This is a genomic window from Gilliamella sp. wkB308 (genome assembly GCF_001690185.1).
In the GTDB taxonomy this organism is placed as follows: domain Bacteria; phylum Pseudomonadota; class Gammaproteobacteria; order Enterobacterales; family Orbaceae; genus Gilliamella; species Gilliamella apicola_I.
On sequence record NZ_LZGN01000037.1, the window covers coordinates 269,430 to 296,429 of the forward strand.

Annotated in this window: 20 protein-coding genes; 9 read left to right on the top strand and 11 right to left on the bottom strand. The window is 35.0% G+C overall.

The window, feature by feature from the left end:
• Nucleotides 1-45: 45 nt before the first annotated feature.
• A complete protein-coding gene (gene uriT / locus A9G10_RS07635) occupies nt 46-1,434 on the bottom strand; it encodes a uridine transporter UriT (RefSeq protein WP_065558941.1) in 1,389 nt (462 codons plus the stop codon).
• Between the two features lie 574 nt (nt 1,435-2,008).
• Between uriT and pntA the strand changes: the two genes are divergently transcribed.
• Together pntA and pntB are read left to right on the top strand one after the other, a co-directional pair.
• Entirely contained in the window at nt 2,009-3,541 is a 1,533-nt protein-coding gene (gene pntA / locus A9G10_RS07640) for a Re/Si-specific NAD(P)(+) transhydrogenase subunit alpha (protein ID WP_065558942.1), read from the top strand.
• Between the two features lie 15 nt (nt 3,542-3,556).
• A complete protein-coding gene (pntB, locus tag A9G10_RS07645) occupies nt 3,557-4,957 on the top strand; it encodes a Re/Si-specific NAD(P)(+) transhydrogenase subunit beta (RefSeq protein WP_065558943.1) in 1,401 nt (466 codons plus the stop codon).
• 88 nt (nt 4,958-5,045) lie between these two features.
• Here pntB and fabR read toward each other — a convergent pair whose 3' ends face one another.
• Both fabR and oxyR read right to left on the bottom strand, forming a co-directional pair.
• Nucleotides 5,046-5,690, bottom strand: coding sequence for an HTH-type transcriptional repressor FabR (fabR, locus tag A9G10_RS07650; RefSeq protein ID WP_065558944.1), 645 nt, complete (start codon nt 5,688-5,690; stop codon nt 5,046-5,048).
• A 45-nt stretch (nt 5,691-5,735) separates the two neighbouring features.
• Nucleotides 5,736-6,662, bottom strand: coding sequence for a DNA-binding transcriptional regulator OxyR (gene oxyR, locus A9G10_RS07655; protein ID WP_065558945.1), 927 nt, complete (start codon nt 6,660-6,662; stop codon nt 5,736-5,738).
• A 495-nt stretch (nt 6,663-7,157) separates the two neighbouring features.
• On the opposite strand from oxyR, the gene pcnB reads away from it, so the two are divergent.
• The 6 genes from pcnB to sppA all read left to right on the top strand — a co-directional run bounded on the left by pcnB (nt 7,158) and on the right by sppA (nt 15,768).
• Nucleotides 7,158-8,459 (top strand): polynucleotide adenylyltransferase PcnB, encoded by a 1,302-nt coding sequence (gene pcnB, locus A9G10_RS07660; protein ID WP_065558946.1) that lies wholly within the window; start codon nt 7,158-7,160, stop codon nt 8,457-8,459.
• Nucleotides 8,460-8,533: 74 nt separating this feature from the next.
• Nucleotides 8,534-10,891 carry an LPS assembly protein LptD gene (gene lptD / locus A9G10_RS07665; RefSeq protein ID WP_065558947.1) on the top strand — a complete coding sequence of 786 codons (2,358 nt, stop codon included), beginning with the start codon at nt 8,534-8,536 and terminating at the stop codon, nt 10,889-10,891.
• 73 nt (nt 10,892-10,964) lie between these two features.
• Nucleotides 10,965-12,278, top strand: coding sequence for a peptidylprolyl isomerase SurA (surA, locus tag A9G10_RS07670; RefSeq protein WP_081299140.1), 1,314 nt, complete (start codon nt 10,965-10,967; stop codon nt 12,276-12,278).
• Nucleotides 12,271-13,068 carry a 16S rRNA (adenine(1518)-N(6)/adenine(1519)-N(6))-dimethyltransferase RsmA gene (gene rsmA, locus A9G10_RS07675; protein WP_065558948.1) on the top strand — a complete coding sequence of 266 codons (798 nt, stop codon included), beginning with the start codon at nt 12,271-12,273 and terminating at the stop codon, nt 13,066-13,068. The genes surA and rsmA overlap by 8 nt, the downstream gene beginning before the upstream one ends.
• Nucleotides 13,069-13,072: 4 nt before the next feature.
• Complete coding sequence (apaH, locus tag A9G10_RS07680; protein WP_065558949.1) at nt 13,073-13,906, top strand: bis(5'-nucleosyl)-tetraphosphatase (symmetrical) ApaH; 834 nt, start codon at nt 13,073-13,075, stop codon at nt 13,904-13,906.
• 14 nt (nt 13,907-13,920) lie between these two features.
• A complete protein-coding gene (gene sppA / locus A9G10_RS07685) occupies nt 13,921-15,768 on the top strand; it encodes a signal peptide peptidase SppA (protein WP_179855821.1) in 1,848 nt (615 codons plus the stop codon).
• 37 nt (nt 15,769-15,805) lie between these two features.
• On the opposite strand, the gene A9G10_RS07690 is transcribed toward sppA, so the two are convergent.
• The 5 genes from A9G10_RS07690 to moaC all read right to left on the bottom strand — a co-directional run bounded on the left by A9G10_RS07690 (nt 15,806) and on the right by moaC (nt 19,744).
• Complete coding sequence (locus A9G10_RS07690) at nt 15,806-17,638, bottom strand: sulfatase-like hydrolase/transferase (RefSeq protein WP_065558951.1); 1,833 nt, start codon at nt 17,636-17,638, stop codon at nt 15,806-15,808.
• A 162-nt stretch (nt 17,639-17,800) separates the two neighbouring features.
• Nucleotides 17,801-18,499, bottom strand: coding sequence for a Bax inhibitor-1/YccA family protein (locus tag A9G10_RS07695; protein ID WP_065558952.1), 699 nt, complete (start codon nt 18,497-18,499; stop codon nt 17,801-17,803).
• 59 nt (nt 18,500-18,558) lie between these two features.
• A complete protein-coding gene (gene moaE, locus A9G10_RS07700; RefSeq protein WP_065558953.1) occupies nt 18,559-19,002 on the bottom strand; it encodes a molybdopterin synthase catalytic subunit MoaE in 444 nt (147 codons plus the stop codon).
• Nucleotide 19,003: 1 nt separating this feature from the next.
• Nucleotides 19,004-19,249 carry a molybdopterin synthase sulfur carrier subunit gene (gene moaD, locus A9G10_RS07705; protein WP_065558954.1) on the bottom strand — a complete coding sequence of 82 codons (246 nt, stop codon included), beginning with the start codon at nt 19,247-19,249 and terminating at the stop codon, nt 19,004-19,006.
• 12 nt (nt 19,250-19,261) lie between these two features.
• A complete protein-coding gene (moaC, locus tag A9G10_RS07710) occupies nt 19,262-19,744 on the bottom strand; it encodes a cyclic pyranopterin monophosphate synthase MoaC (protein ID WP_065558955.1) in 483 nt (160 codons plus the stop codon).
• Between the two features lie 169 nt (nt 19,745-19,913).
• Between moaC and priA the strand changes: the two genes are divergently transcribed.
• A complete protein-coding gene (priA, locus tag A9G10_RS07715; protein WP_065558956.1) occupies nt 19,914-22,082 on the top strand; it encodes a primosomal protein N' in 2,169 nt (722 codons plus the stop codon).
• Nucleotides 22,083-22,126: 44 nt separating this feature from the next.
• On the opposite strand, the gene A9G10_RS07720 is transcribed toward priA, so the two are convergent.
• The 3 genes from A9G10_RS07720 to lon form a co-directional block, all read right to left on the bottom strand.
• Complete coding sequence (locus tag A9G10_RS07720; RefSeq protein WP_065558957.1) at nt 22,127-22,432, bottom strand: ComEA family DNA-binding protein; 306 nt, start codon at nt 22,430-22,432, stop codon at nt 22,127-22,129.
• 152 nt (nt 22,433-22,584) lie between these two features.
• Nucleotides 22,585-24,429, bottom strand: a complete 1,845-nt coding sequence (locus tag A9G10_RS07725; protein WP_065558958.1) for a SurA N-terminal domain-containing protein — start codon at nt 24,427-24,429, stop codon at nt 22,585-22,587.
• 128 nt (nt 24,430-24,557) lie between these two features.
• On the bottom strand, nt 24,558-26,993 hold the full coding sequence (lon, locus tag A9G10_RS07730) for an endopeptidase La (protein ID WP_081299143.1): 2,436 nt from the start codon (nt 26,991-26,993) through the stop codon (nt 24,558-24,560).
• Between the last annotated feature and the right edge of the window lie 7 nt (nt 26,994-27,000).

A 27,000-nucleotide genomic window follows, 5' to 3' on the forward strand; every position in this document is an offset into this window, starting at 1 on the left:
TTTAGACAATAAAAACGGGATTAAAAATCCCGTTTTTATCTTGTTTTATACTTCAGCATCGACAGGTCGAGGAATAAAGAAGCTACAGAGTAAAGCTAAAATTGTAATAATTAACCCAAGTAGCATCCCATTAAAATAGCCCTTAACAGTATAACCACTTATCATTTGTACAGCAGGCAATAAAGCAAAACTTAATCCAGCGCCTAAGTTAAAAGCGCCTGCATTCATGCCTGGCAGAAAACCTAAATTCTCTTTTGGCGATAAAACTACACCAAGACCATTTAAAATGATATTCGCCATTCCCGCATAAAAAACACCTAACGCCAGAACACCAATAATTAATATTGGAAGAGAATCAATACCGTAAAACATTATGATTAATATGCTAATTACACAACCCATTAATCCTAATTTTAGAACATTATTGTATCCTAAACTTGGCGCCAAACGTCCAGCAAATGGCCCTATCAACCACCCAATTAAGGCATAAGGTGTTAATAAAATAAGGGAAGCCCAATCAGCTTCTAAACCAAATCCGATTTCAGGATTTTGCGCTAATGACATCACTAACCCATTAACGACGGCAAAAATCCCTGTCATCGTTAATAGTGTCGTTAATAATAGTGCCCAAGTCGCTCTGGTTTTTAAATGAATCGTGGTAACTAATGGTTGTTTGCTGATTTTTTCTGTTTTCCAAAATAAGATAAAACACATACCAGCAAAAATCGTTAGTCCAATGACTTTAAACCAATTAGCATGTGCTAAACTCCCTGCTTCATTAAGTGCTAGTAACAAGGCAGCAACGGTAAGCACAATGAAAAGCACGCCTAACCAATCCATTTTCGTTCCTTCAGATGGTTTAGATTCTGAAGCATAACGATGAACAAAATAGGTTGACAACGCAGCAACAATCGCAATGACCCAAAATACCGAACGAAAACCGCAATAAGTAGCAAGCAGACCACCTGCAATTGCATCTATACCGGCAATACCGCCATTAACAGCAGTGACTATACCCATTAACATACCGTATTTTTTAACGTCTTTGACTTCATGGCTGAGCATCAGTAAACAAAGCGGAACGACTGGCCCTGATACACCTTGAATAATTCGCGCAACATATAATACAACGATATTAGGTGCCAGCGCTGCAAGCACAGTACCTATAGTCATAATAAACAACATAATCGTTAAGACTTTTTTACGACCTTTAATATCACTTAAACGCGGTAAAAATAATGAGAACAGTGCAGCAGAGGTAAAAAAAGCAGTTTGGGATAATCCGACTTGTGCGTCGTTGGAACCTAATTCTTTAGCGATAGTCACTAATACAGGGCTTAACATACTCGCATTGAGTTGAAATGCCATACAAGCAGCAAGCAATGCAAACATTAAAGTCAACATATTATTTTTTTTCTGGCTTAATTCGGCCATATTTTACCTCGTTAATACTTATTATTGGACAATACTTGGATTTACCATAATCTCAACAGCAAATTACAGGGCTATTAATTGTTACGTATAAATCAAAACAACACTGTTTTGTGTTTATAAGACTGGCACTAAAAATCCCAATGATTTAATATCAATTGGGATAGGTTAACGTTTTATCTCGCCAGCATTATTTGCCGATTTTTCCGTAAATCTTTTTATTTAACTATTTTTATTGAATGTTCTGATAAATTCCAAGTTTTATACGATGAATCACAAGCCAATTAAACCTGTTTTCTTTCTAATAAATGTAAAGCTATCAGCAGAAGGAATGATCAATTTTAGGTAAACTAACACATCTATTTCTTCCTTAATTAGTTCACTATCAAAAAGATTTAATCACATTGGTTGCAGGGTAAATATTTTAATTTTAATTCACAGATTTAAAATCCAATTATTATTAAATTTAATATTAATATTTCGATAATAAAAAATAAATTCCCTACTCGCACCGTCGCTAATTTATGCTAAAATCGAGAAACATTTACAAGCTCACTTAACATAAGGACGTAACGCAATGCATATCGGTATACCTAAAGAACGGTTAGCCAATGAAGCAAGAGTTGCTGCTACACCACAAACTGTTGGACAACTGTTAAAACTTGGTTTTACAGTTTCAGTTGAACAAGGTGCTGGACATGCTGCTCATTTCGAAGACCAAGCTTTCATTGATGCTGGAGCCACAATTCAAAACACGCAAGATATTTGGCAAAATGACTTAATTCTCAAATTTCACGCACCAATTGATGAAGAAATTGCGTTGATGAAAGAAGGATCAACGCTCATTAGCTATATTTATCCTGCTCAGCATAAAGAGTTATTGGAAAAACTTGCTGCCAAAAATATCACAGTAATGGCAATGGATTGTGTGCCACGTATTTCACGAGCACAATCACTCGATGCATTAAGTTCTATGTCTAACATTGCTGGTTATCGTTCAGTCATTGAAGCAGCAAATCAATTTGGTCGTTTTTTTACCGGTCAAGTTACCGCTGCAGGTAAAGTCCCACCGGCAAAAGTTTTAGTCATTGGTGCTGGTGTTGCCGGTCTTGCTGCAATCGGTGCAGCGGTAAGTTTAGGTGCAATTGTTCGGGCATTTGATACCCGCCCTGAAGTTGCCGAACAAATTAACAGTATGGGCGCTGATTTTTTAGAATTAGATTTTGAAGAAGAAGCCGGTTCAGGCGATGGCTATGCAAAACAGATGTCAGCCGCTTTTATTGAAGCTGAAATGGCGTTATTTGCTGAACAAGCCAAAGATGTGGATATCATCATCACAACCGCTCTTATCCCAGGTAAACCTGCGCCGAAGTTGATTTCTAAAGAAATGGTAGAGTCAATGAAACCAGGTAGTGTGATTGTGGATTTAGCGGCACTAACAGGTGGTAACTGCGAACTAACCAAACCAGGTAAAGTTTTTGAAACCCATAATAACGTTAAAATTGTCGGTTATACTGATTTAGCTAATCGTATGCCTGCGCAAGCCTCACAACTTTATGGTACGAATATTGTTAATTTGCTAAAACTGCTCGCTAAAGAGAAAGACGGCAATATTGATATCAATTTTGATGATGTTGTTATTCGTGGTGTAACCGTGGTTAAAGATAAAGAAATCACTTGGCCTGCCCCACCAATACAAGTATCGGCTCAACCGCAACAAAAAGCGACAACGCCTGTTGTGAAACCCGAACCGAAACAAATGGCACCACAAAAGAAATTTGGAATTCTGGCACTATTAATCATCGTCTATTTTTGGATTGCTAATTCAGTTCCGGAAAGCTTTTTAGGTCATTTTACTGTTTTTGCCTTATCCTGTGTTGTGGGTTATTACGTTGTTTGGAATGTCACCCACTCTTTACATACACCACTTATGTCTGTAACAAATGCGATTTCGGGCATTATTTTAGTCGGTGCCATATTGCAAATCGGTGATGATAATGGTTTAACGACTGCCATTGCTTTTGTGGCTATTTTGATTGCTAGCATCAATATTTTTGGTGGATTCTTTGTTACTCAAAGAATGCTAAAAATGTTCCAACGTGGCAAATAGAGGGGAGTATCAATAATGTTCAGTAATGGAATTATTCAAGCAGCCTATGTGATTGCTGCATTACTTTTTATATTTAGTCTACGTGGACTTTCAAATCAAGAGACAGCTAAATCTGGCAATATTTACGGTATGATAGGCATGGCTATTGCACTTATTGCTGCCGTTGCAAGTATTAAAGGTGGATTGCATTGGATCATTATTGCCATGATTCTGGGCGCTGCTATTGGTTTATACCTAGCCAAAAAAGTCGAAATGACGCAAATGCCAGAACTGGTGGCATTACTTCATAGCTTTGTTGGGATGGCAGCAGTACTTGTTGGTTTAAATAGCTTTTTAAATTTAAATAGTGCAATACTGATATACCATAGTAGTGAAATGACCGTCCATCTGGTCGAGATTTTCGTCGGTGTCTTTATTGGTGCAGTAACATTCTCTGGTTCTATTGTCGCATTTGGCAAACTTAATGGACGCATTAGCTCAAAACCATTATCTATTCCAAATAAACATTATTGGAATTTAGCTGCGATAGTTGTTTCAATCATTTTAATGTTTACGTTTATTGAGCTAAAAACAGGCGCTGGCGCACTGCTCTGCTTACTTGCCATGACCATTATTGCATTTGTATTTGGCTTCCACCTTGTTGCATCTATCGGTGGTGCAGATATGCCTGTGGTTATTTCGATGTTAAACTCGTATTCAGGTTGGGCTGCCGCCGCTGCCGGATTTATGCTAAGTAATGATTTATTAATTGTTACCGGTGCATTAGTCGGTTCTTCAGGCGCCATTCTTTCTTATATTATGTGTAAAGCAATGAATCGCTCATTCATTAGCGTTATTGCAGGCGGTTTTGGTACTGACGGTAGCTCAGCTAGCGCTTCAGATGAAGAACAAGGTGAATATCGTGAAATGCAACCTTCTGAAGTTGCACAAACATTAAAAGAAGCGCGTTCTGTCATTATTGTACCGGGTTATGGTATGGCGGTGGCACAAGCGCAAGGCGCTGTCAGTAATATTACAGAAAAACTACGTGGTATGGGAATTGAAGTAAGATTCGGGATCCACCCCGTAGCAGGACGTTTACCGGGTCACATGAACGTATTATTAGCAGAAGCTAAAGTCCCTTATGATATCGTGCTAGAAATGGACGAAATCAATGATGATTTTCCTGATACAGATGTTGTTTGGGTCATTGGTGCAAATGATACGGTTAACCCTGCGGCAGAAGAAGATCCAAATAGCCCTATCGCAGGCATGCCTGTACTTGAAGTTTGGAAAGCGAAAACAGTGATTATTTCTAAACGTTCAATGAATACCGGTTATGCTGGAGTACAAAACCCACTATTCTTTAAAGAAAATAGCTATATGTTATTTGGCGATGCGAAAGATAGTGTTGAAAAAGTATTACAGAATCTGTAATGATTCTTGATCAAATGATTTTATTTAACTGCGGGTTAAACCGCAGTTTTTTTATAACCAAATTATAGATACTTATTAAATAAAAAAATTAGCGATTTTCGAGTTTAATTTGCTCTTTATGATAAAGGTAATAAGCGCCACGCGAAACCATACGAAGTTGAAATATCAGATCTTCGATGAGTTCCTGACGTTGAACTATATCAAAATCAATTGCTTCGGCACCCGCATTAAATGCAATGGTTACCATTGCCGCAGCTTGAGCTTCATTATAATAATGGGGCATGCTATTGGCATTATCTAGATAATCAACCAGTTCAACAATAAAATGTTGTATTTCGCGAGCGATAGCGGAGCGAAAAGCTGATGAGGTTCCGGCTTTTTCACGTAATAGTAATAAAAAAACTTTCGGATTTTTATCAATAAACTCAATGAAGGTTGTAACAGAGGTGCGTAAGACACTGCCTCCTTTCTCAATACGTTTTCGAGCTTGACGTAATAATTGACGAAGTGTTAGACCACTTTCGTCAACCATTGCTAAACCTAACTCATCCATATCTCGAAAATGACGGTAAAAAGAGGTCGCTGCAATACCTGCTTCACGTGCAACTTCACGTAAACTTAAACTTGCAAAACCTTGCTCTGCGTTAAGTTGATTAAATGCTGCATCGATTAAGCTACGGCGTGTTTTTTCTTTTTGTTTTGCACGCACACCACCTGATTTGCTATTTTTCATTTTTATTTTTAATAATTTTAAATAAATTCATTCGTTCTAAAATAGTTAATTCGCCACGTTAAGTAATTTTTCTTTTTCAGCAAATACTTTTGGCATATGATCACGAATTGTTTTAGCAATGGTTTCATAACGAGACCGTAATGGTGAACCCGGTCGATAAATCAACTCAATACTTCGTGAAGGAACAGGATCAGTACAAGGGATATAACAAATATTATCACGAGTTCGCTCGTTTGGCGCGGCTAACTCAGGAAATAAAGTAATTCCACGACCGGCTGAAATCATACTGCGTAAAGTCTCAAGACTTGTTGCTTTAAACTGCTTGTCTTCGTCAATCCCAACTTGGAAACAATAGCCCATAGCGTGTTCACGTAGACAGTGTCCGTCTTCTAACATAAGGAATTTTTGCCCTTTCAAATCTGAAAGTTTGATGGTTTTTTGATTAGCTAAATCGCTATTGGTAGGTACGGCTAAGAACATCGGTTCATCAAATAAAGGTAACTCAATAAATTGTGCTGTCTCTTTAACTTGAGCAACAATCGCACAATCAAGTTTACCGCTTTCAAGTTGTGCAACAATACTGGCCGTTTGAGCTTCGTGCAAATAAAGTTCTAATTGAGGGAAAGATTCATGTAAAACCGTGATGACATGAGGCAACAAATAAGGTGCAATGGTGGGAATTAATCCAATATGCATTGGCCCTGACATCTCTTCACCTTGGCGGCTTGCCATCTCTTTCAAAATTTGGATATTACGTAATATCTCTTTGGCTTGTTCTACAAGCATCATGCCAGTTTGCGTAAATAAAACCTTGCGACTAGTACGTTCTAACAACATTACGCCAAGTTCATCTTCCAATTTTCTGATCTGTCCACTTAAGGTTGGTTGACTTACATTACAAGCATCAGCTGCTTTACGAAAATGCCGGAATTCAGCTAAAGAAACAAAATATTCTAAATCACGAATATTCATAATGCCCCCGATAAGTTATCAGTTAATAGTATATACTCAAGTGATTTTGGGAACTTAATTGCAGTATAAAAATTAACGGTAAAAATGTCTTGTAATCATGTTTTAACGTTGTGTCTGTTGCTGGAAATTATTGTTTCCCTACAATTAACTCAAAAAAATTCAAGTATAAGTTTAAATAATTATAATCAGTTCCATGATATTACATAGATACAAACGAAATTAAATAAGTCGTTTTGATTGAACGATATTACTATATTGTACTATATAAATAAATGTTATTTTTGATAATTGTATTTAAAAAAATCAGATAGAAAAATCATTGACAGTTTTACTACGACCTGTTCGAGAAGTTTAATCATTACTTAATAGTTGTTGGTTTGAGCCGTGGAAAGTTAATTTCAATTAAGCTATAATTCGGCATTATATTTGATTTACAATTTATAACAAATTTTGAGGTGCGCTATTTTTAAACAAGTTTCCCGCTTTTATCGTAAGATGTTTTGCCATGATAAACACCCTGAATCACATTATGTGTCCATTCCTCGTAATGAACATAATATCTCTCGCAAAGAGATAAGTGAAAATGCGCTTAAAGTGCTTCATCGATTAAATAAACACGGGTATGAGGCTTATTTAGTTGGCGGGTGTATTCGGGATCTTCTTTTAGGCAAAAAGCCAAAAGACTTCGATATCACAACCAATGCGACACCAGAACAAATACAAAAGATTTTCCGTAATTGCCGTTTAGTTGGTAGACGTTTTAGACTTGCCCATATTATGTTTGGTAAAGAAATTATTGAAGTGGCAACTTTCCGTGGTGAACATGATAATCAATTGGATCAAACCAATATATCTAGACGTTCGCAATCCGGAATGTTATTACGCGATAATGTGTATGGAACCATAGAGCAAGATGCTATCCGTCGGGATTTCACCATAAATGCACTGTATTACAGTTTAAAAGATTTTAGCTTACGTGATTATTGTGGCGGTATTGCAGATTTACAAAAAGGTCTAATTCGCTTAATTGGCGATCCTCAAGTACGCTACCGAGAAGATCCGGTCAGGATGTTAAGAACGGTACGCTTTTCCGCTAAATTGGATATGGAAATTGAAACACAAACAGCAAAACCCATTAAGCACCTAGCACCATTATTGAAAAACATTCCAGCTGCTCGACTTTTTGATGAGTCGCTCAAACTCTTACAAACGGGAAATGGTTACGCAACTTATAAATTATTAAAAGAATATCATCTTTTTGAACAACTTTTTCCAGCTATTAACCGATTGTTCACAAATAATCAAAATAGCTTTTTAGAAAAAATCATCGAGCAAGTTCTTAAAAATACCGATTATCGCATTGCTAATAATAAAAGGGTTAACCCGGCATTTTTGTTTGCTGCATTTTTTTGGTACCCAATTATTGAGCAAACACAATTAACTTGTATTGAAGGTGGTTTGCAATTTCACGACGCTTTTTCTGTTGCTATTAACGATGTTCTTGCTGAACAATGTAAAGTGCTCGCCATCCCTCGACGGTTAACCTCTATCATGGGCGATATATGGCGTTTACAGCTACGCATGAAAAAAAGAGAAGGCAAGCGAGCATTTGCAATTTTAGAAAATCCTAAGTTTCGTGCTGCTTATGATCTTCTTGAAATGCGAGCATCAATTGAAAAAGGCGAATTACTGGAACTGGCTAAATGGTGGGATGAATTTCAATTTACATCGCCTGAAAAACGAGTAATCATGGTCAAACAACTCAATAAAACATTTAAACGCAAAGGAAAACGTTAATTTTTCATTCGCACTTTTATAAATAACCGTTATAATGTGTTAATTATAAAAAACATAATTAATTTTAATCATTGATGAAAAAATTAACGCCATCACTAATCACATTAACCATAGTTTTTTCCTTATATAACAATGTTTGTTACGCTATTGCTTTGCCAAAATCTGATAGCAATAACGCTCAATGTCTAAATAATGTGCCTAGATTTGATCGACCATTAGTCAATGGTAATATCAATACATTACCGGTTAATGCTGAATCAAACGAATTTGAAGCTAATTACCCAAATACAGCCACTTATAAGGGTAATGTATCAATTGAACAAGGCAATCGAGTTATAAAAGCCGATAAAGTGACAATAAACTCAGAAAATAATACCCAAACCGTCACCCTCGATGGCAGTATCAATTATCAAGATAATTTAATTCAAATGAAAGGCGATCATGCATCGATGAATCTTAATAATAACGATACTGCAATAACATCAAGTAAATACCATTTGGTAAATCGCCTTGGTCGAGGTCAAGCCGACGAAATCAAACTTGAGAACAATCGTTATGTGATCTTGAAAAATGGTAGTTTTACGTCTTGTCCTGTTGATAACAATACTTGGAGTATCAAGGGTACAACCGTAATTCATGATAACAAAGAAGAATTGCTTGAAGTATGGAATGCAGTTTTTCGAGTCGGAAAAGTACCTGTTTTATATTCACCTTATTTACAATTACCTACCGGAAATAAACGACGCTCAGGGTTATTAATGCCGAATCTTAGCTTTAATAACAAAGATGGCGTTGATTTTTCGCTACCTATTTATTGGAATATTGCACCTAACTATGATGCAACTTTTCAACCAAGAATCCTAGTAAAAAGAGGATTTCAATTAAAGACTGAATTCCGTTATCTTAACGAACTTGGTGCGGGTACGCTTGCATTTGATTGGCTACAACATGATAGTCAATATAATAAAGACCGAGATAATAAAGCCAATGGTATTAATTATGATGATAATCGTCAACGCTGGTTATTCTATTGGAAAAACGATGAACTGATTAATTACAATTGGCGACTAAAAATTAATGCTACACGTGTCAGTGATAACCAATATCTTTCGGATTTAGATTCCGATTATGTTTCATCAACGGCGGGTTACCTTTCTCAGCTTTATCAGTTGGGTTATAACGATGAAAATTGGGACATTACATTAAGCCAATTAAACTTCCAGACTTTCCGTACTAATTTAAGAGATAATCTTTATCAAACTCAACCGCAGTTAGATATTACCTATTACAATTATGATTTCGGACCATTTAAATTTAAAAACTATGCGCAAATTAGTCATTTTGTTAGCAAAGGGAAAAATGAACCTAAAACTTGGCGTACTCATATCGAACCAACATTAAACTATACGTTAACTAATTCTTGGTCTTCGATATCAACTGAAGCTGGTTTTATGGCCACTTATTACAATCAGGATTTACCGAGTAATAGTAACCGTTTCAAAAATCTTGATAAAAATGTCAGTCGATTTATACCCAAAATATCGGTTGATGGTAAAATTATTTTTGAACGAGATACAACTCTTATTGAAGGCTATACCCAAACATTAGAGCCACGTGTAAAATACATTTATATACCTTATAAGAAACAATCAAATATATTAAATTATGATTCGACCTTACTCCAATCAGACTATATTGGATTATTTAGGGATCAACCTTATAGCGGTCTAGACCGAATTCCATCTACTAATAAAATTTCAACCGGTATAACAACACGTTTCTATGATATAAATAAAGTTGAACGATTCAATTTTTCGATTGGGCAAACCACGTATTTTACTAAATCAAGAACCAGTGAAAACAATACCAAATTGGATAGAAACTCTGATACTGGTAGTATAACTTGGGCAGCAGACAACTTTTGGCAAATTTCAGATGAAATTGTATTTAGAGGTGGGGTGCAATATGATACTCGCCTTGATGCAGTATCATTAGCCAACAGTATTTTTGAATATCGTCCTTCGAGTAATAAATTAATTCAATTATCATACCGTTATGCAAATCATAAATACATCGATACGGTTGATTTAAACTCGATTTATAATAACTATAAGCAAAATATTTCTCAAACTGGTATTATGACTACTTGGCCACTCTCTGAAACAGTTTCAGCAGTTGGATCGTATTATCATGATGTCAAAAAAGGACAAATGGTCGATGGGTTTGTTGGATTACATTATAGCGACTGTTGTTGGGGGATGACAGTGCAATATGGACGAAAACTAACTGATTGGAATATCGATACGCATAAAAGTAAATACGAAAATAAATTGTCTTTAAACTTTGAATTACAAGGATTTGGACGCCGAAGTGACGCAAAAGCAAAAATGTTAAATTACGGTAAACTTCCTTATGTCTCAGCGTTTGAATAAATTGTTCAAAAAACATAATCAATTAATTTATTACTATAGCAATGACACTATAGCAAAAAAATGAGTTAACAATATGAAATTATTAAAACTAATTATTGCGTTAAATTTAAGTTTAAGTATTGGTCTGCTTAATCCTTTAGCAGCAAATGCTGCGCCACGCGTTATTGAGCAGGTTGCTGCTGTTGTAAATAATAACGTCATTTTAGAAAGTGATGTTCAAGAAATGCTTAAAACCATTAAAGCAAGCACGAATCCTAACAATTTACCGAATGACAAAATACTTCGTCAACAAATCATTGATCGTTTAATTGTTGAAAACTTAATATTACAAAAAGCAGCTAAAGCTAAAATTACAGTTAGTGATGATGAAGTAACCAAAGCAATAGCTCAAATTGCAAGTGAAAATGGCATGACCGTCAATCAATTACGCAGTAAGTTATCAACGATGGGAATTAGTTATTCAGCTTATCGTGAACGTATTCATAACGATATGCTAATTGATCAAACACGTATGAATGAAGTTAGACATCGTATCAATATTTCTGACAAAGAAGTGGAAAATCTATCAAAAAATTTGACTAAACAACTTACGAATAATTTAAGCGTAAAAATTAGTCACATTTTAATTGCCATTCCTGAGAAAGCGTCTAAACAACAAATTGATGTTGCAACAGAAAAAGCAAGAGATGTAATCAATCGAGCTAAAAAAGGCGAAAATTTTGCTAAACTGGCTGCGTCATATTCAAATGACGATCTTGCTTTAAAAGGTGGTAACATGGGGTGGCGTAAACTCAACGAGCTACCAACCATATTTGAAGAACGTTTAATTCGTGCACCTAAGGACAGCATTATAGGACCCATTCGTTCTGGGGTAGGATTACATATTTTAAAAGTTGATGATACTCGCACTGAAAAACCAAAAGCAATTACTGTTCAAGAAGTGGATGCTCGTCATATTTTGATTAAAACAAATGTCCTTGTTACTGACCAAATAGCTAAACAGAAATTAACAGATATTCGAAAAGCAATCGTGAGTGGTGCTACCACCTTTGAAGCAGCAGCGAAGGCGTATTCTGAAGATCCGGGTTCAGCCGATAACGGTGGTAATTTAGGTTGGAGTATGCCAGAACGTTATGATACTGGTTTTAAAAATGGATTACTTAAACTTAAAAAAGGTGAAATCAGTCAGCCTGTTCAATCTGCTTATGGCTGGCATTTAATTCAGCTACTCGATACCAGAAAGGCAGACAAAACCGAATCAGCAAAACAAGATCACGCTTATCGACTTATATTTAATCGTAAATTTGCTGAAGAATCTCAAATCTGGATTCAAGAATTAAAAGGTGACGCATATATCAAAATCAAAGGTGTAGATGATAATGAATAATCGAGTTCACCAAGGACATTTTGCCCGTAAACGTTTTGGGCAAAATTTTTTACATGATGATTATATTATTGAAAGTATTGTTGCCGCAATTCAACCTAATAAAGATCAGGCTCTAGTTGAAATTGGGCCTGGTCTTGCAGCACTAACTATACCCGTTAGTAAACTTGTCGATCACCTTACTGTCATAGAAATTGACCGTGATTTGGCGGAAAGACTAAAGCAAAATCCTTTATTAACTAACAAGTTGACCGTAATCGAACAAGATGCGCTTAATTATGACTTTAATATACTTACTACTGAATTAGGTAAACCATTACGTGTGTTTGGTAATTTACCCTATAATATTTCCACTCCTTTAATGTTTCACCTTTTTGAATTTGCAAATATCATTACTGATATGCATTTTATGCTACAAAAAGAAGTGGTTACACGTTTGGTCGCAGCGCCGAATAGCAAAGATTATGGTAGATTAAGTGTTATGGCACAGTACTATTGCCAAATCATTCCCGTTTTAGAAGTTCCTCCGAGTGCTTTTAAACCTGCACCTAAAGTTGATTCGGCGGTGGTTAAATTAATCCCTTATAAGCAAAAACCTTACTTGGTTAATGATGTTAAGATACTATCTCGTTTAACTACTGAAGCCTTTAATCAAAGGCGTAAAACGATTCGTAATAGCTTATCCAATATGTTCACTGTAGAACAACTCATTGAATTAGATATTGATCCAACGCTGCGAGCTGAAAATTTAACTGTGCAGCAATATTGCCAGCTTGCCAACGCATGGAAATGATGTGATGGCAAACTTACTTATCGGTGATATTCATGGTTGTTATGATGAGTTTATGCGATTGCTTGAAAAAGCTGAATTTTCCTCAACCGATACGTTATGGTTAACCGGTGATCTTGTAGCAAGAGGCCCTAAATCATTAGAAGTTTTAAGATTTGTCAAAACGAATACCAGCCAAATTCGGCTGGTATTAGGTAATCATGATCTTCATTTGTTATCAGTTTATGCTAATGTTACTCCTCCGAAAAAGAAAGATAATCTTGAAGAGGTGATCAATGCACCAGACTATGATGAATTGATGAATTGGTTACGTAAACAGCCTTTAGTTCAAATTGATGAAAAATTAAAAATCATTATGACCCATGCAGGTGTCTCACCGCAGTGGGATATGGAAACATTAAAAAAATGTGCTCATGATCTCAATAAAATATTATCTAGCGATTCTTATCCCCTCTTTCTTGACAAAATGTATGGAAACTTTCCGGATGAATGGTCATCGGATTTACAAGGTTTTGATCGTCTACGTTATGCCACCAATGCGTTAACACGTATGCGATTTTGTTATGAAGATGGTCGACTTGATTTTTATTATAAAAAACCACCTGAGCAAGCGCCAACAAAACTTAAACCTTGGTTTTTAATTCCTAGCCAAATACCACCTGAATATAGTATCGTTTTTGGACATTGGGCGGCACTTAATGGTAAAGGTACGCCGGAAAATATTTTTGCACTTGATACGGGATGTTGTTGGGGTGGAAAATTAACTTGTTTAAGATTTGAAGATAAGAAGTATTTTAAGAAAAGAAATATTGAAGCTAAAAAATTAGATAAATCATTATGAAAGGGTCATTTACTATGTCTGTTTTATCCGTCATTAAATCCATATGGAAAGTTATCAATTTCCTAAGAGAACTTTTTTTTAACATTATATTCTTGATTGCAATATTACTCATTTCAAGTTTTATTGCATTATTTAAAGAATCACAAAGTTTAGACGACGTTCCACAAAATGGCACATTAGTTTTAGATCTTGAAGGTGTTATTGTTGATAGCACACTTTATAATGATGATATTTATCATTTACAAAACAAGATATATGGAAAACGAGTAAACCTTGCTCGGGAAAACAGTTTATTTGAATTAACACGAAAAATTGATCAAGCTGCCGAAGATCCAAATATAGAAAATATGGTATTAAGATTAGATAATTTTGTTGGGGCAGATTTGAGTTCACTACAATATATAGGTAAATATCTCACTAAATTTAAAAAGGCGAATAAACCCATTTATGCCTCAGGCACAAACTTTAATCAAAGCCAATATTATTTAGCAAGTTATGCTGATAAAATTTCTCTTACCCCGCAAGGTGCCATTAATGTCTATGGGCTTGCTGCTAATAACCTATACTACAAGACTTTACTGGATAATTTAAAAGTAAACACGCATGTTTTCCGTGTTGGTACCTACAAATCTGCTATCGAGCCTTTTACCCGTAATGATATGTCAGCTGAAGCAAAAGCGAATACCACAAGATGGTTAACATTGATGTGGAATAATTATTTAACTGATATTGCTTCCCAACGAAAACAAGCACCATCACAACTGGTTCCTAGTCCGGAAATCATGCTATCTAAATTGCACGAGGCTAATGGCAGCATGAGTCAATATGCGTTATCAAATGGTTTAGTGGATTTCGTAAAATCGGATTACCTTTTTGAACAAGATTTTTATGAATTTGTTCTAAAAGGTAAAGATTTACCTGAAGTCAGTATATATGACTACAAATTAAAAGATGATCAAAAACAAGATACTCATTCAGTTTCTAAACCGCTTATTTCTATAGTTTTTGTAAATGGTACGATTTCAGATGGTGAAAATGATAGCAATATCGCCGGCAGTCAAGAAATTGTTGATCAACTCAGAACAATTCGTGAAAATTTAACCGACAATAACATTCAAGCTGTTGTGTTAAGAGTAAACAGTCCTGGTGGCGGTGTAGAAGCATCAGAAGCCATTCGTAGCGAACTTGAAGCATTACATGAATATCAAATTCCTGTTGTGGTTTCAATGGGTGGTATGGCTGCTTCAGGAGGATACTGGATTTCAACTGCATCGGATTATATTGTTGCTAGCCCTAATACGATAACTGGATCTATTGGTATTTTTGGTATGATTCCAACTTTCGAAAACTCGCTTTCTCATATAGGGGTTTATAGTGATGGCGTGTCAACTTCTCCATTGGCAAGTAATAACTTTGCTAAAAACTTGCCTGAAGAGATGAATCAACTCATACAGATGAATATTGATAATGGTTATAATACATTCATTTCTTTGGTTGCAAAATCACGTAAAATGACCACAGAAGCAGTGGATAAAATTGGTCAAGGCCAAGTTTGGCTAGGTGAAGAAGCCTTTAAAAATGGGTTAGTAGATAAACTAGGCGATTTTGATGATGCCATTGAAATCGCCGCAACGTTAGCTAATTTAACCGACTATCGAATTGATTGGCAAAAACCAGAAGTCAACTGGTTTAGTGCCTTCTATTCAGATATGATTGCTATGTTACCAAAATCAACGGCGGAAGTTTTATTTGAAAAACTTCCTGAAGTAAAACAAATTCGTGAACAAGTCTCTTTATGGGATAAATTTACCGATAAACAAAATCGCTATATTTATTGTCTGAATTGTGCTGATGTTAAGTAACATCATCTTATGCCACCAAAATTTTGGTGGCATAATTTTATTTATTACCTTCCTGATAAAAGTATCGCATTTTATTCATCGCATCTTGAATATATTGATAATTTGGCGTTTGATCAACTTCATGATTTCGTGAATCCATATAATGGCTAATACCCATTCGATTAACAAAATAGATATTATCCAACGTTCGTACCGCATAAGAACTATAATTTGACATTAACAACCAATTTCTATCTGTGATTGGACTAAATAAATCATACCCGGTTGAATAATCAGATATGTCATTTTGAACATGTAAATAATGTTTCATTAACGAAGGTACAACATCCTCATGACTAGTCAAACGTTGACTATTTTCCTGAAGGATTTTTAGATCTTTCGCTCCAACAATAATAAAAGGCACCTTAGTTTGTGCATCGGTATAATTGCCATTATGCCCCCAGAATCCTAGTCCATTATCATTGATTTCTTGAGAATGATCACCCGTAATAATTATTAACGTATTATCGAGTGTTCCCGATTTTTTAAGTTCATCATAAATATTTTGCATCAAATAATCGTCATAATAGACACTCTGTTTATAACGATTAAGAATTGGTAGTGGATTAGTACTATTATTCAAGGTGATATAATTTATATCGCCTACGGGCTTATACTTAACTTCAAAGTCATTCGGAAAATCGTAACCATGAGGAGCATCATAAAATAAAAAAGAAAAAGTCGGTTTAGAGGTATCCCGATTTTGATACCAAGCTAGCCAATCATTGGTCATCTGTTTATCACGATATGAAGGCGTACCATTTGGACTGCTAATTCTCAAATTTTTAATGGTTACAAATGCTGTGCGATCAAATTCAGGCGACGAAACTTTAGCAGAGGTAAAGATACCAATATTATAATTTTGTTGCTGTAAAGTAGTAATAAAAAGTGAAGGAATACTATTACGCAAAAATGCATCCCAATAAGTACCTGGGATACCATAAAATAATCCGAAAATTCCGGTACGGGTTGCATTACCTGTTGAATAATGATTATCAAAAATGACACCATGATTTTGTTGAACAAACCGATAAGTATTGGGTGAATTATCTTCATTGAAAGTGTCGTAACGCCATGAATCTAAGACGATAAACATAATATTCATTTTTTCTTTATTTTCAGGATTAATCACTAGACTATTTTTAGGATAATAGATATTTGCACTTGATTTGGTGTACTGATTAATCACTTTACGCCCCCCTGCTTTATCAAAAAAACCCATGATTTTTTTGGAAGTAAAGGGACGATAAAGAGGAAGATACTCTTTAACAACCATAATGGGCGAATAAGCATAATAAAAAGCCACCATATGGATTACATGACTAATTAACGCAGCGCCCAATAACATGACTGTGGCTATTACAATCATTCGTTTCTTCTTTCGATGATCTTTTGAATTTGTCATCTTTTTATCTAAAAAACACAGAATGAGTACTTCGATACAAAATACTAAAGTGGCAAGAGCTAACATTACAATATACGTAATACTTGAAAAGTCTACCACTTGTCCAGAAAAGACTAATGAAAGAACTGATTGATTAATGTGAAAGCGATATTGTTGAAAAACAATCGTATCACAAAATAATACTATCTGTGCCAAACTAACCAACAGTGCGGCAATAATATTAAAAAAACATTTTTTTAACCAAAGTAAAGGAAAGAGAATCAAAAAAATCAAAAGATAGAATGAAAAAAAATGCCCTAGCACGGCAAAAAAAGAAAAAAAACCACTTTGCCATGAAAACGTGATTCCAAGTATCAAAAAGTATCTGATTGCAATTATGGATGATATAAAGGTATTGATTAAAATAAATGTATATAATTTTTTCATAATAATTGATTACTTTTAAAAATATTCAGCCATATATCAATTAGATAATACAGTAATATAAAATTAAAATTCCATTTCCAGAAAAGTTGATGCATAAAAGTTGGATTACAACGAGAGCAATAAGGGCTCAAATGAGCCCTTACTATATGAATAAATTTGAAACTATCGACGGTCAGCAAAAATTCTTAACAACAATATAAACAAGTTGATAAAATCAAGATAAAGCGTTAATGCGCCAAGAATAACATAACGTCTAAACATATTCGGATCATCTTGTGATATGTTTTCGCCTAATTCTTTTAATTTTTGAGTGTCATACGCTGTTAACCCTGCAAAAACAAAAACACCAATATAGGTTACTGCCCACATTAATGGTTCACTTTGTAAAAAGATGTTAACGATCGAAGCGATAATAATACCAACTAATCCCATAAATAGGAAACGCCCTAAACCAGATAAATCACGTTTTGTCGTATACCCATAAAATGCAAGTGCACCAAACATACCCGCAGTGATAAAAAAGACGCTTGCTATTGAAGATGAGGTATAAACAAGGAAATAAATTGAAAAAGTACAACCATTTAAGACTGAATATAACATAAATAATGTTGTCGCCGCTGCACCTGATAATCGGTTAATTAAACCAGAAATAACAAATACTAATCCAAGCTCAGCAATCAATAGAACCCACATTATATTATATAATACTCGCATAAGTTGCACATTCGTTGATGCAAACCACGCAATCATTGCCGTTAAAAGCAAACCTACCGTCATCCAACCATAAACATGACTCATATATGTTTGCACACGGCTACCGGATTGTTCAATAATTGAACCATTAGGAGTATATCCTGCCATTCCTTACCTCTCATTAAAAATAAATTGACATAACATAGCTATTATATAGTAAATAGTAATTAATACCATTTTTTCAATGCATCAACGTCAGATTTTTTTGTTTCAACCCAATTATTACCATCAATAGTATTTTCTTTTTTCCAAAATGGCGCTTCATTTTTTAATATATCCATAATAAACTCAGCTGCCGCAAATGCATCTGAGCGATGTGCACTACTCACGCCCACAAATACAATTTTTTCATTGGTTTTAATATTACCCACTCGATGAATGACAGCGATTCGACTCAATTTCCAACGTTGTCGAGCTTGTACAATAATATTGCTCAATACCTTTTCTGTCATTCCCGCATAATGCTCCAAATAAAGTCCAATGGTCTTTTTTTCTGTACAACGAACTTTACCAATAAATGTTACCACCGCACCATCTTGTGGTAATTCAGAAAGCCAGCTAATAATGTCATTAGTATTAATCGATTCATCGTCAATTTTAATTATATCCATTTTATCCTCCCGTTACGGGCGGGAAAAATGCAATTTCATCGCCTGATTGAATAATATAGTTAACATCCGCAAATGTTTGATTCACTGCACATAATACTGTTTTTTCTTTTAATGCCAATGCCCACTTATCACCGCGTTGACTAAGATGCTCAATAAGTTCGGAAATAGACCAGTGTTCGGCATTCAATTCAATAGTATCTATTCCAATTAACTCTCTGGTTTGAGCAAAAAAAATAATTTTATTCATGATGTTCTTTTTCTATGTTTGTGCAACAAAATCCCCAGATTTACCACCTGTTTTTGATAGCAACCTTACTTGTGTTATTACCATATCTTTTTGTACTGCTTTACACATATCATAAATGGTTAATGCGGCAACCGAGGCAGCAACCAGCGCTTCCATTTCAACGCCTGTTTGCCCATTTAATCGGCAAAAAGATTCAATTCTTATACAACTATTATCAATATCTGCTTGAATATTGATTTCAATTTTAGTTAATAATAATGGATGACATAAAGGGATCAGTTCCCAAGTCTTTTTTGCTGCTTGAATCCCGGCAATTCGTGCTGTTGCAAACACATCCCCTTTTTGATGCTTTTCTTCAAGAATCATATTTAATGTTTTTTCACTCATTAGAATTATTGACTCTGCTTTCGCTTCTCGCGTTGTTATTTTTTTTTCTGAGACATCAACCATGTGCGCATCACCACGCTGATTTATATGTGAAAAAAATTCTGACATCTTTTATCCCTTTCATAGTCATCAAAAATCCGATAAGATCAAGATAGCAAATTTTACAACTTGAAACCACTTTTCACATCTTAAAATTAGATTTCATGGCGTAGCTTTTGCGAGTTCATTTGATTTTACGTACAATACGAGTTTAATTTAACCATTGATGTGATTTTTCATGCTTATCGCTCATGTAGCTTTACCTGTACCATTACACCAACTTTATGATTATCAATTAACTATGCCTGCTCAAATTGGTATGCGGGTGAAGGTTCCTTTTGGTCATCGTGATGCAATAGGCATAATTGTTAATATCGATAAACATACCGATGTTGATATTAGTCATTTGAAATCCATAAAATCAATTGTTGATGAAACACCCGTATTTAATGATGCAATATGGCAATTATTAAATTGGGCAGCAAGTTATTATCATTACCCAATAGGTGAGGTGTTATTCCATGCCTTACCCATTTTATTAAGACAAGGACGAGCAGCAAGTAAGGATGAAATTAAAAGATGGCAATTAACTGAGCTTGGTAAGCAGTTCAATATAGACTCAATGCCTCGTGCAACCAAACAAAAACAACTATTATTAGCATTAAAAAACAATACACTACAAGAAACCGACTTCAATTCAGCTGTCTATCTTGCATTACAGAAAAAACAGTTAATCGAACAAGTCCGTTGTTTACCAGACAGTACTGAATGGCAAACTTGCTATTCAACAAATACAACCTCAATTGAACTCAATGCACAACAATCAAATGCTATTCAAAGCGTCAATAAACAGATTGATAATTTTAATGTGTTTCTGTTAGAAGGAGTAACTGGTTCAGGTAAAACCGAAGTCTATTTAAATATTTTATCTCACGTGTTATCAATGGGAAAACAAGCGTTAGTATTAGTACCTGAAATCAGTCTCACACCACAAACCATTACCCGTTTTAAACAACGTTTTAATGCACCGATTGACATTTTACACTCAGGATTGACGGTCAAAGAAAGACTGGGGGTATGGTTAAGAAGTCGTAATGGCGAAACAGCTATTGTCGTTGGAACACGCTCTTCACTTTTTACACCATTTAAAAATTTAGGTATCATTATTATCGATGAAGAACATGATAGCTCTTATAAACAACAAGAAGGTTGGCGCTATCATGCCCGAGATTTGGCAATAATCCGAGCCAAAATTGAAAATGTTCCGATTTTGTTGGGTTCTGCAACGCCTTCACTAGAAACGCTCAAAAATGCTATCTACCATAAATATCAGTTACTCCAGCTTACTGAAAGAGCGGGTAATGCAACGCTGGCTAAACAGTCTATTTTAGATATTCGAGGTTTAATTCTCGATGCAGGGCTATCACAACCATTAATTGAGCAAATCCAGAAACACTTATCTGATAATAATCAAGTCATGCTCTTTTTAAACCGACGAGGGTTTTCACCATTACTGATCTGCCATGACTGTGGTTGGATTGCAGAATGTCCTCGTTGTGACAGACCCTATACTTATCATCACAAACAGCATAAATTGAGTTGTCACCATTGTGATACACCACGAGCTGTTCCTCAACAATGCCCTAAATGTGGATCGACTCACCTTGTGCCAATTGGATTTGGGACTGAACAGTTGGAAAAAAGACTCGAAGTTTTATTCCCCAATATTAAAATTAGTCGTATTGATCGCGATACAGTCAGTAAAAAAGGCGCATTGAATAATTATTTACAGGATATTCAACAAGGCGGAGCCCATATCTTAGTTGGCACTCAAATTTTAGCGAAAGGGCATCATTTTCCAGATGTTACTTTAGTTGGAATTATCGATGTAGATGGAGCGCTATTTTCAAGTGATTTTAGAGCAACAGAGCGATTTGCACAAATTTATACTCAAGTTTCTGGTCGGGCAGGTCGGGCAACCAAAGCTGGCGAAGTTATTTTGCAAACCTATCATCCAGATCATCCACTTCTTAATATTTTATTGAATGAGGGATATCAAAAATTTGCAAGCGTAACATTACAAGAACGTCAATTAACGCAGTTACCCCCTTTTAGCTATCAAGTACTGATCCGTGCAGCAGATCGTAATAATCATTATGCTCCCATTTTTCTACAAAAAATTCATGACTGGTTAAAAGCAAACTGTGATTTAGGTTTATGGCAACTTGGTCCGATGCCGGCAAATCAAGCCAAAAAAGCGGACTACCATCGGTGGCAATTACTTTTACAACATACTAATCGCAAATTGTTACAAGAAATATTGGATAAACTTATCCTCAACATTGAAAAGTGGGGAGAAAGTTCTCGAGTACGTTGGAATATAGATGTCGATCCTGTGGATTATTAAGGTTATAAGCATTTTCCACCAATATGAATTGGTGGAAAATAATATCACAATGCTATTTTCCCGATATTTTTATCAAGAGTAGCTTGTCCGATACCAGAGACTTCTTTAAGTTGTTCAACCGATACAAATGGTCCAAATTTTTCACGATATTCAACAATTTTTTGAGCTTTACTTAATCCAATTCCTGTTAATATTTTTGTCAGCTCTTGCGCTGAAGCAGTATTAATATTAACTTGAATGGTCTGTTTTTGTTCTTGCTTAGTGGGTGATATTGGCGTTGGTTCCGCTAAACTGATTGACGAAAAGATAAAAGACGATAGTAAAATACCAAATAGTGAAATTCGTTTCATATAATTAACCTCTAAAATAGTTACGCAATAAAATTTGCGTTAGCACTATCTCATTTAATTTAATGAAACGATTTAACTTATTATAAAAATGAGAAAAGCCACACAAGTGGCTTTTAGTTTTAACAGTGTCTCTATCAAATTTTCGATGTATATCACAAATTTGAGTTTGGCATGATTTCAATTTTTGCTCTTGAACGCATATCCGTAGCTAAAGAATTATAGGTATTTTGCAAATAATAACGCAGTAAATAAGATGAAACATCTTGCCACTCACCATCTTTAACTTGTGTCAACACCGTGATATAAGCATCATGTTTATTGATATATTCAACCCCATAGACACGTTTATCGGTTGCAGAAGGAACTAAATTAAACACCATATCGACCACTTTCCTATCAAGTTCATTTGAATCTCTTTTCAAGGTATAATTGGTAGAAAATTGTACTTGTTTTGATGTTCCTTTTTCATTCAACTCTTTCACAATATCATCCACTGTTGATTTAAAACGGCTATCAACAATATCATCATAAAGTTTTTGATGTATTTCGTTTTTTACCTCTTCAAATGGTGCAATTCCTTCGGGTTTGTAATCGACAACTTGAATGATAAAATCTGACATGTCTAAATCCCGTCCTACAGGTATTATTTCTGAAATTTTACCCGTCACTTTATCATCAGCAATCATGTCGCTACTAAATATGACATCTCGCACTTCTGGATAACGAGCAATTGAACTTGCATCATTATAATAAGTCCAATCAGTTTCTTTAACGTCTAAACCTGCCTCTTTAGCTATCGCATCGAAATCGTTAGAATGGTTAACTAGCGCTGACTTCATTTTATCTTCTGCATTTTCAAAATGTTGTTGAATTTTATTTTCTTGAAGCTTGGTCTTAATTTGGTATTTTGCATAATCATAATCCATAGATTTAGCTTTTTGTAAATCATCTAGTTTGACAATGACATAACCACCTTCGACTTGTATTGGTTTAGAAACTTCACCAATATTATGTAAATTTGCCTCTTTAAAAGGTTGTGGTAAGTCATCATTATCAGCAAACCAACCTAGTGAACCATTTTTGCCATAAGGAGAAACATCTTCATTCTGATTAATATTCTTCAATACTGTTGAAAATTCGGTACCCGATGATAGGTCTTTGACGATATCTTCAGCTTGGTTATAGTCTTTTACAAAAATCACACTAAACGATTTTTTGGCAGGATAGGTATATTCCTTTAGGTTATCATTAAATTCTTTTTTAATGTCTTTATCATCAATAGTGATAGTGTTTAGATAATCTTGCTTAGCATTTGCTATGTATTTAAATTTAACTCTTTCCTTTCTAAAAAAAGAATTTTTATGCTCATCATAGTATTTTTGCTCATCTTCAGTCGTTATATTGACATCATCCATTTTAACAATAGAAGAACTGATTGGCGCAGCATAAATCGTTCTTGTTTGATCAAGTAATTTTGAAAAATCAGAATCATTTGGTACCACAAAGTCACTATAGATTAATGAACTGATAAGCTGTTGTCGTTGTGCAGCTGCTCGAATAGACTCCGCATAAGCCTCTGGTGTAAAGTTATTTGCCGCAAGAAGATTTAAATATTTTTGATTACTAAACTTTCCGTTTTCAAAAAATTCCTTCTGCTTGCTAATCATTTCTTTTAAACGATCGTCACTAATATTAAGGTTGAGGTCTTTAGATAATTGGTAAGCAAGATAGTTATTAATTTGATCAGCAAGAACATCTCGACGAATTTGTTTAATAAAAGTGCTATCCCCCATCGCTCTTGATGATTCTGCACTAGCCTGAGCCTCAAACTGCGCTCGACTAATCCCTTCACCATCCACTTTCGCTATATATATTTGTTCATCACGTGCACTATTACCGCCACTGAACACACCGGTAAAAATAAAACTTATAATAATTATAGCGAATATAATTTTAACAGCTATATGGTTTGCAGCTGCTCGGATTGTTTCCATCATTTCTAAAGATTCTCCATAAAACCAATAATTAATTTGGCAAGTATAGCATATTTACTAAAATAGGCTATTGTCAGAATGTTAAGCAAAAAAAAGATCAACATGTGTTGATCTTTTTGAAATTAAGATAATTAATTTAATCGAGCTGGCACTTCAACATTTCCTTTTACTTTTTTAATCGCCTTTTTAGTCGGTTGTTTTAAAGTAACTTTTTTGGTAACGGGTTCCATTCCAAATGGGTTGTTTTGAAGTGCAACGGTTATAACATCATCAATCCATTTTACAGGTATAATTTCAACTTCAGATTTAACATTGTCTGGGATGTCTTCCAGATCTTTGACATTATCCATTGGAATTAACACGGTTTTAATGCCACCACGATGTGCTGCAAGAAGTTTTTCTTTCAAACCACCAATTGGTAACACCTCTCCACGCAATGTGATCTCGCCTGTCATTGCAACATCAGAACGAACAGGATTACCCGTTAATGTTGATATTAATGAAGTACACATAGCAATGCCTGCACTTGGACCATCTTTTGGTGTCGCACCATCTGGCACGTGTACATGAATATCACGTTTTTCATAAAAATCACTATTGATACCCAATTTCTCCGCTCGAGAACGAACAACTGTTAATGCAGTTTGAATGGACTCTTGCATAACATCACCTAATGATCCAGTATAGGTAAGTTTTCCTTTACCCGGAACACTGACTGATTCAATAGTTAACAAATCACCACCGACCTCTGTCCAGGCAAGTCCAATAACTTGTCCTATTCGGTTTTCATTATCAGTTTTACCATAATCAAATCGTTGCACGCCTAGGAACTCTGCTAAATTAGCTTGCGTGACTTTCACTTTTTTCAATTTACTATTTAGCGCTAATTGTTTCACAACTTTGCGACAAATTTTGGCTATTTCACGCTCTAAACTTCGCACACCAGCTTCACGTGTATAATAACGAATAATACCGATAATGGCAGAATCTTCAATTTCAATTTCTTTTGATTTCAAGCCATTATTTTCAATCTGTTTAGCAATTAGATGTTGTTTAGCAATATTCAATTTTTCGTCTTCTGTGTAACCAGAAAGTCGAATCACTTCCATTCTATCAAGTAATGGAGCAGGAATATTCATTGAATTTGCCGTTGCAACAAACATCACATCGGATAAATCATAGTCAACTTCCAAATAGTGATCACTAAATGCATTATTTTGCTCTGGGTCAAGAACTTCCAATAAGGCAGAAGCAGGATCACCACGCATATCAGATGCCATTTTATCAATCTCATCTAATAAGAATAATGGATTTTTAACCCCAACTTTAACCATACGTTGAATTAATTTACCTGGCATAGAACCAATATAGGTACGTCGATGTCCACGTATTTCTGCTTCATCACGTACACCACCTAAAGCCATTCGGACATATTCTCGCCCTGTTGCTTTAGCTATTGACTGACCAAGCGAAGTTTTACCAACACCTGGAGGCCCAACTAAACATAAAATAGGGCCTTTTACTTTATTGACTCGTCCTTGCACAGCTAAATACTCTAAAATTCGGTCTTTGACTCTCTCAAGTCCATAATGATCCTTATCTAGAATCTTTTGAGCGGCTTCAATATCTTTTTTAACTTTACTTCGTTTATGCCAAGGAACTTGTAACATCCAATCAATATAACCACGTACTACGGTCGCTTCCGCAGACATTGCTGGCATCATCTTAAGTTTATTAAGTTCAGCCATAGCTTTTTCTGTGGCTTCTTTTGGCATTTTTGCTTTAGTGATTTTGGTTTTTAACTCTTCAAACTCATCAGGTTTATTATCAATATCACCTAATTCTTTATGAATAGCTTTGATTTGTTCATTTAAGTAATATTCTTTTTGCGCTTTTTCCATTTGTTGTTTAACACGCTGACGAATATTTTTTTCAACTTGCAACAAATCAATTTCAGCTTCCATCATGGCAATAAGCAATTCGAAACGTTTTTCTAAATCAGCTGTGACTAAAATTTGTTGTTTTTGATCTACTTTCAAAAATAACGTTGCTGCAATAGAATCTGATAATTGTGAAGGTTCTTTAATTAAACGAATGGAATCAACCACTTCTTGTGTGATTTTTTTGTTGAGTTTTGAATATTCTTCAAAATTAGACAATACAACGCGGACAAGCGCTTCATTGAGATCTTGAGCACGTTTTTTCTCACTAAGTGGTTTAATATTAGCAATTAAAAAGTCATCATCATTTTGATCGACAATATCAACTATTTTAGCCCGCTCTACGCCTTCGACTAAAACTTTCACTGTGCCATCTGGTAATTGGAGTAATTGTAGAATATTGGCTATCGTGCCAATTTCATATAAATCTTCAATATCTGGATCATCTTGCGATGGATTTTTTTGGGTAACAAGAAAAACTTGTTTATCCATTTCCATTGCACTTTCAAGGCAACGTATAGATTTATTTCGTCCAACAAAGAGAGGGATCACCATGTGTGGGAACACAACAACATCACGTAATGGTAAAATAGGCATAATCATTGATTTAGTTTGTTTTGTTTTCATATTGTTC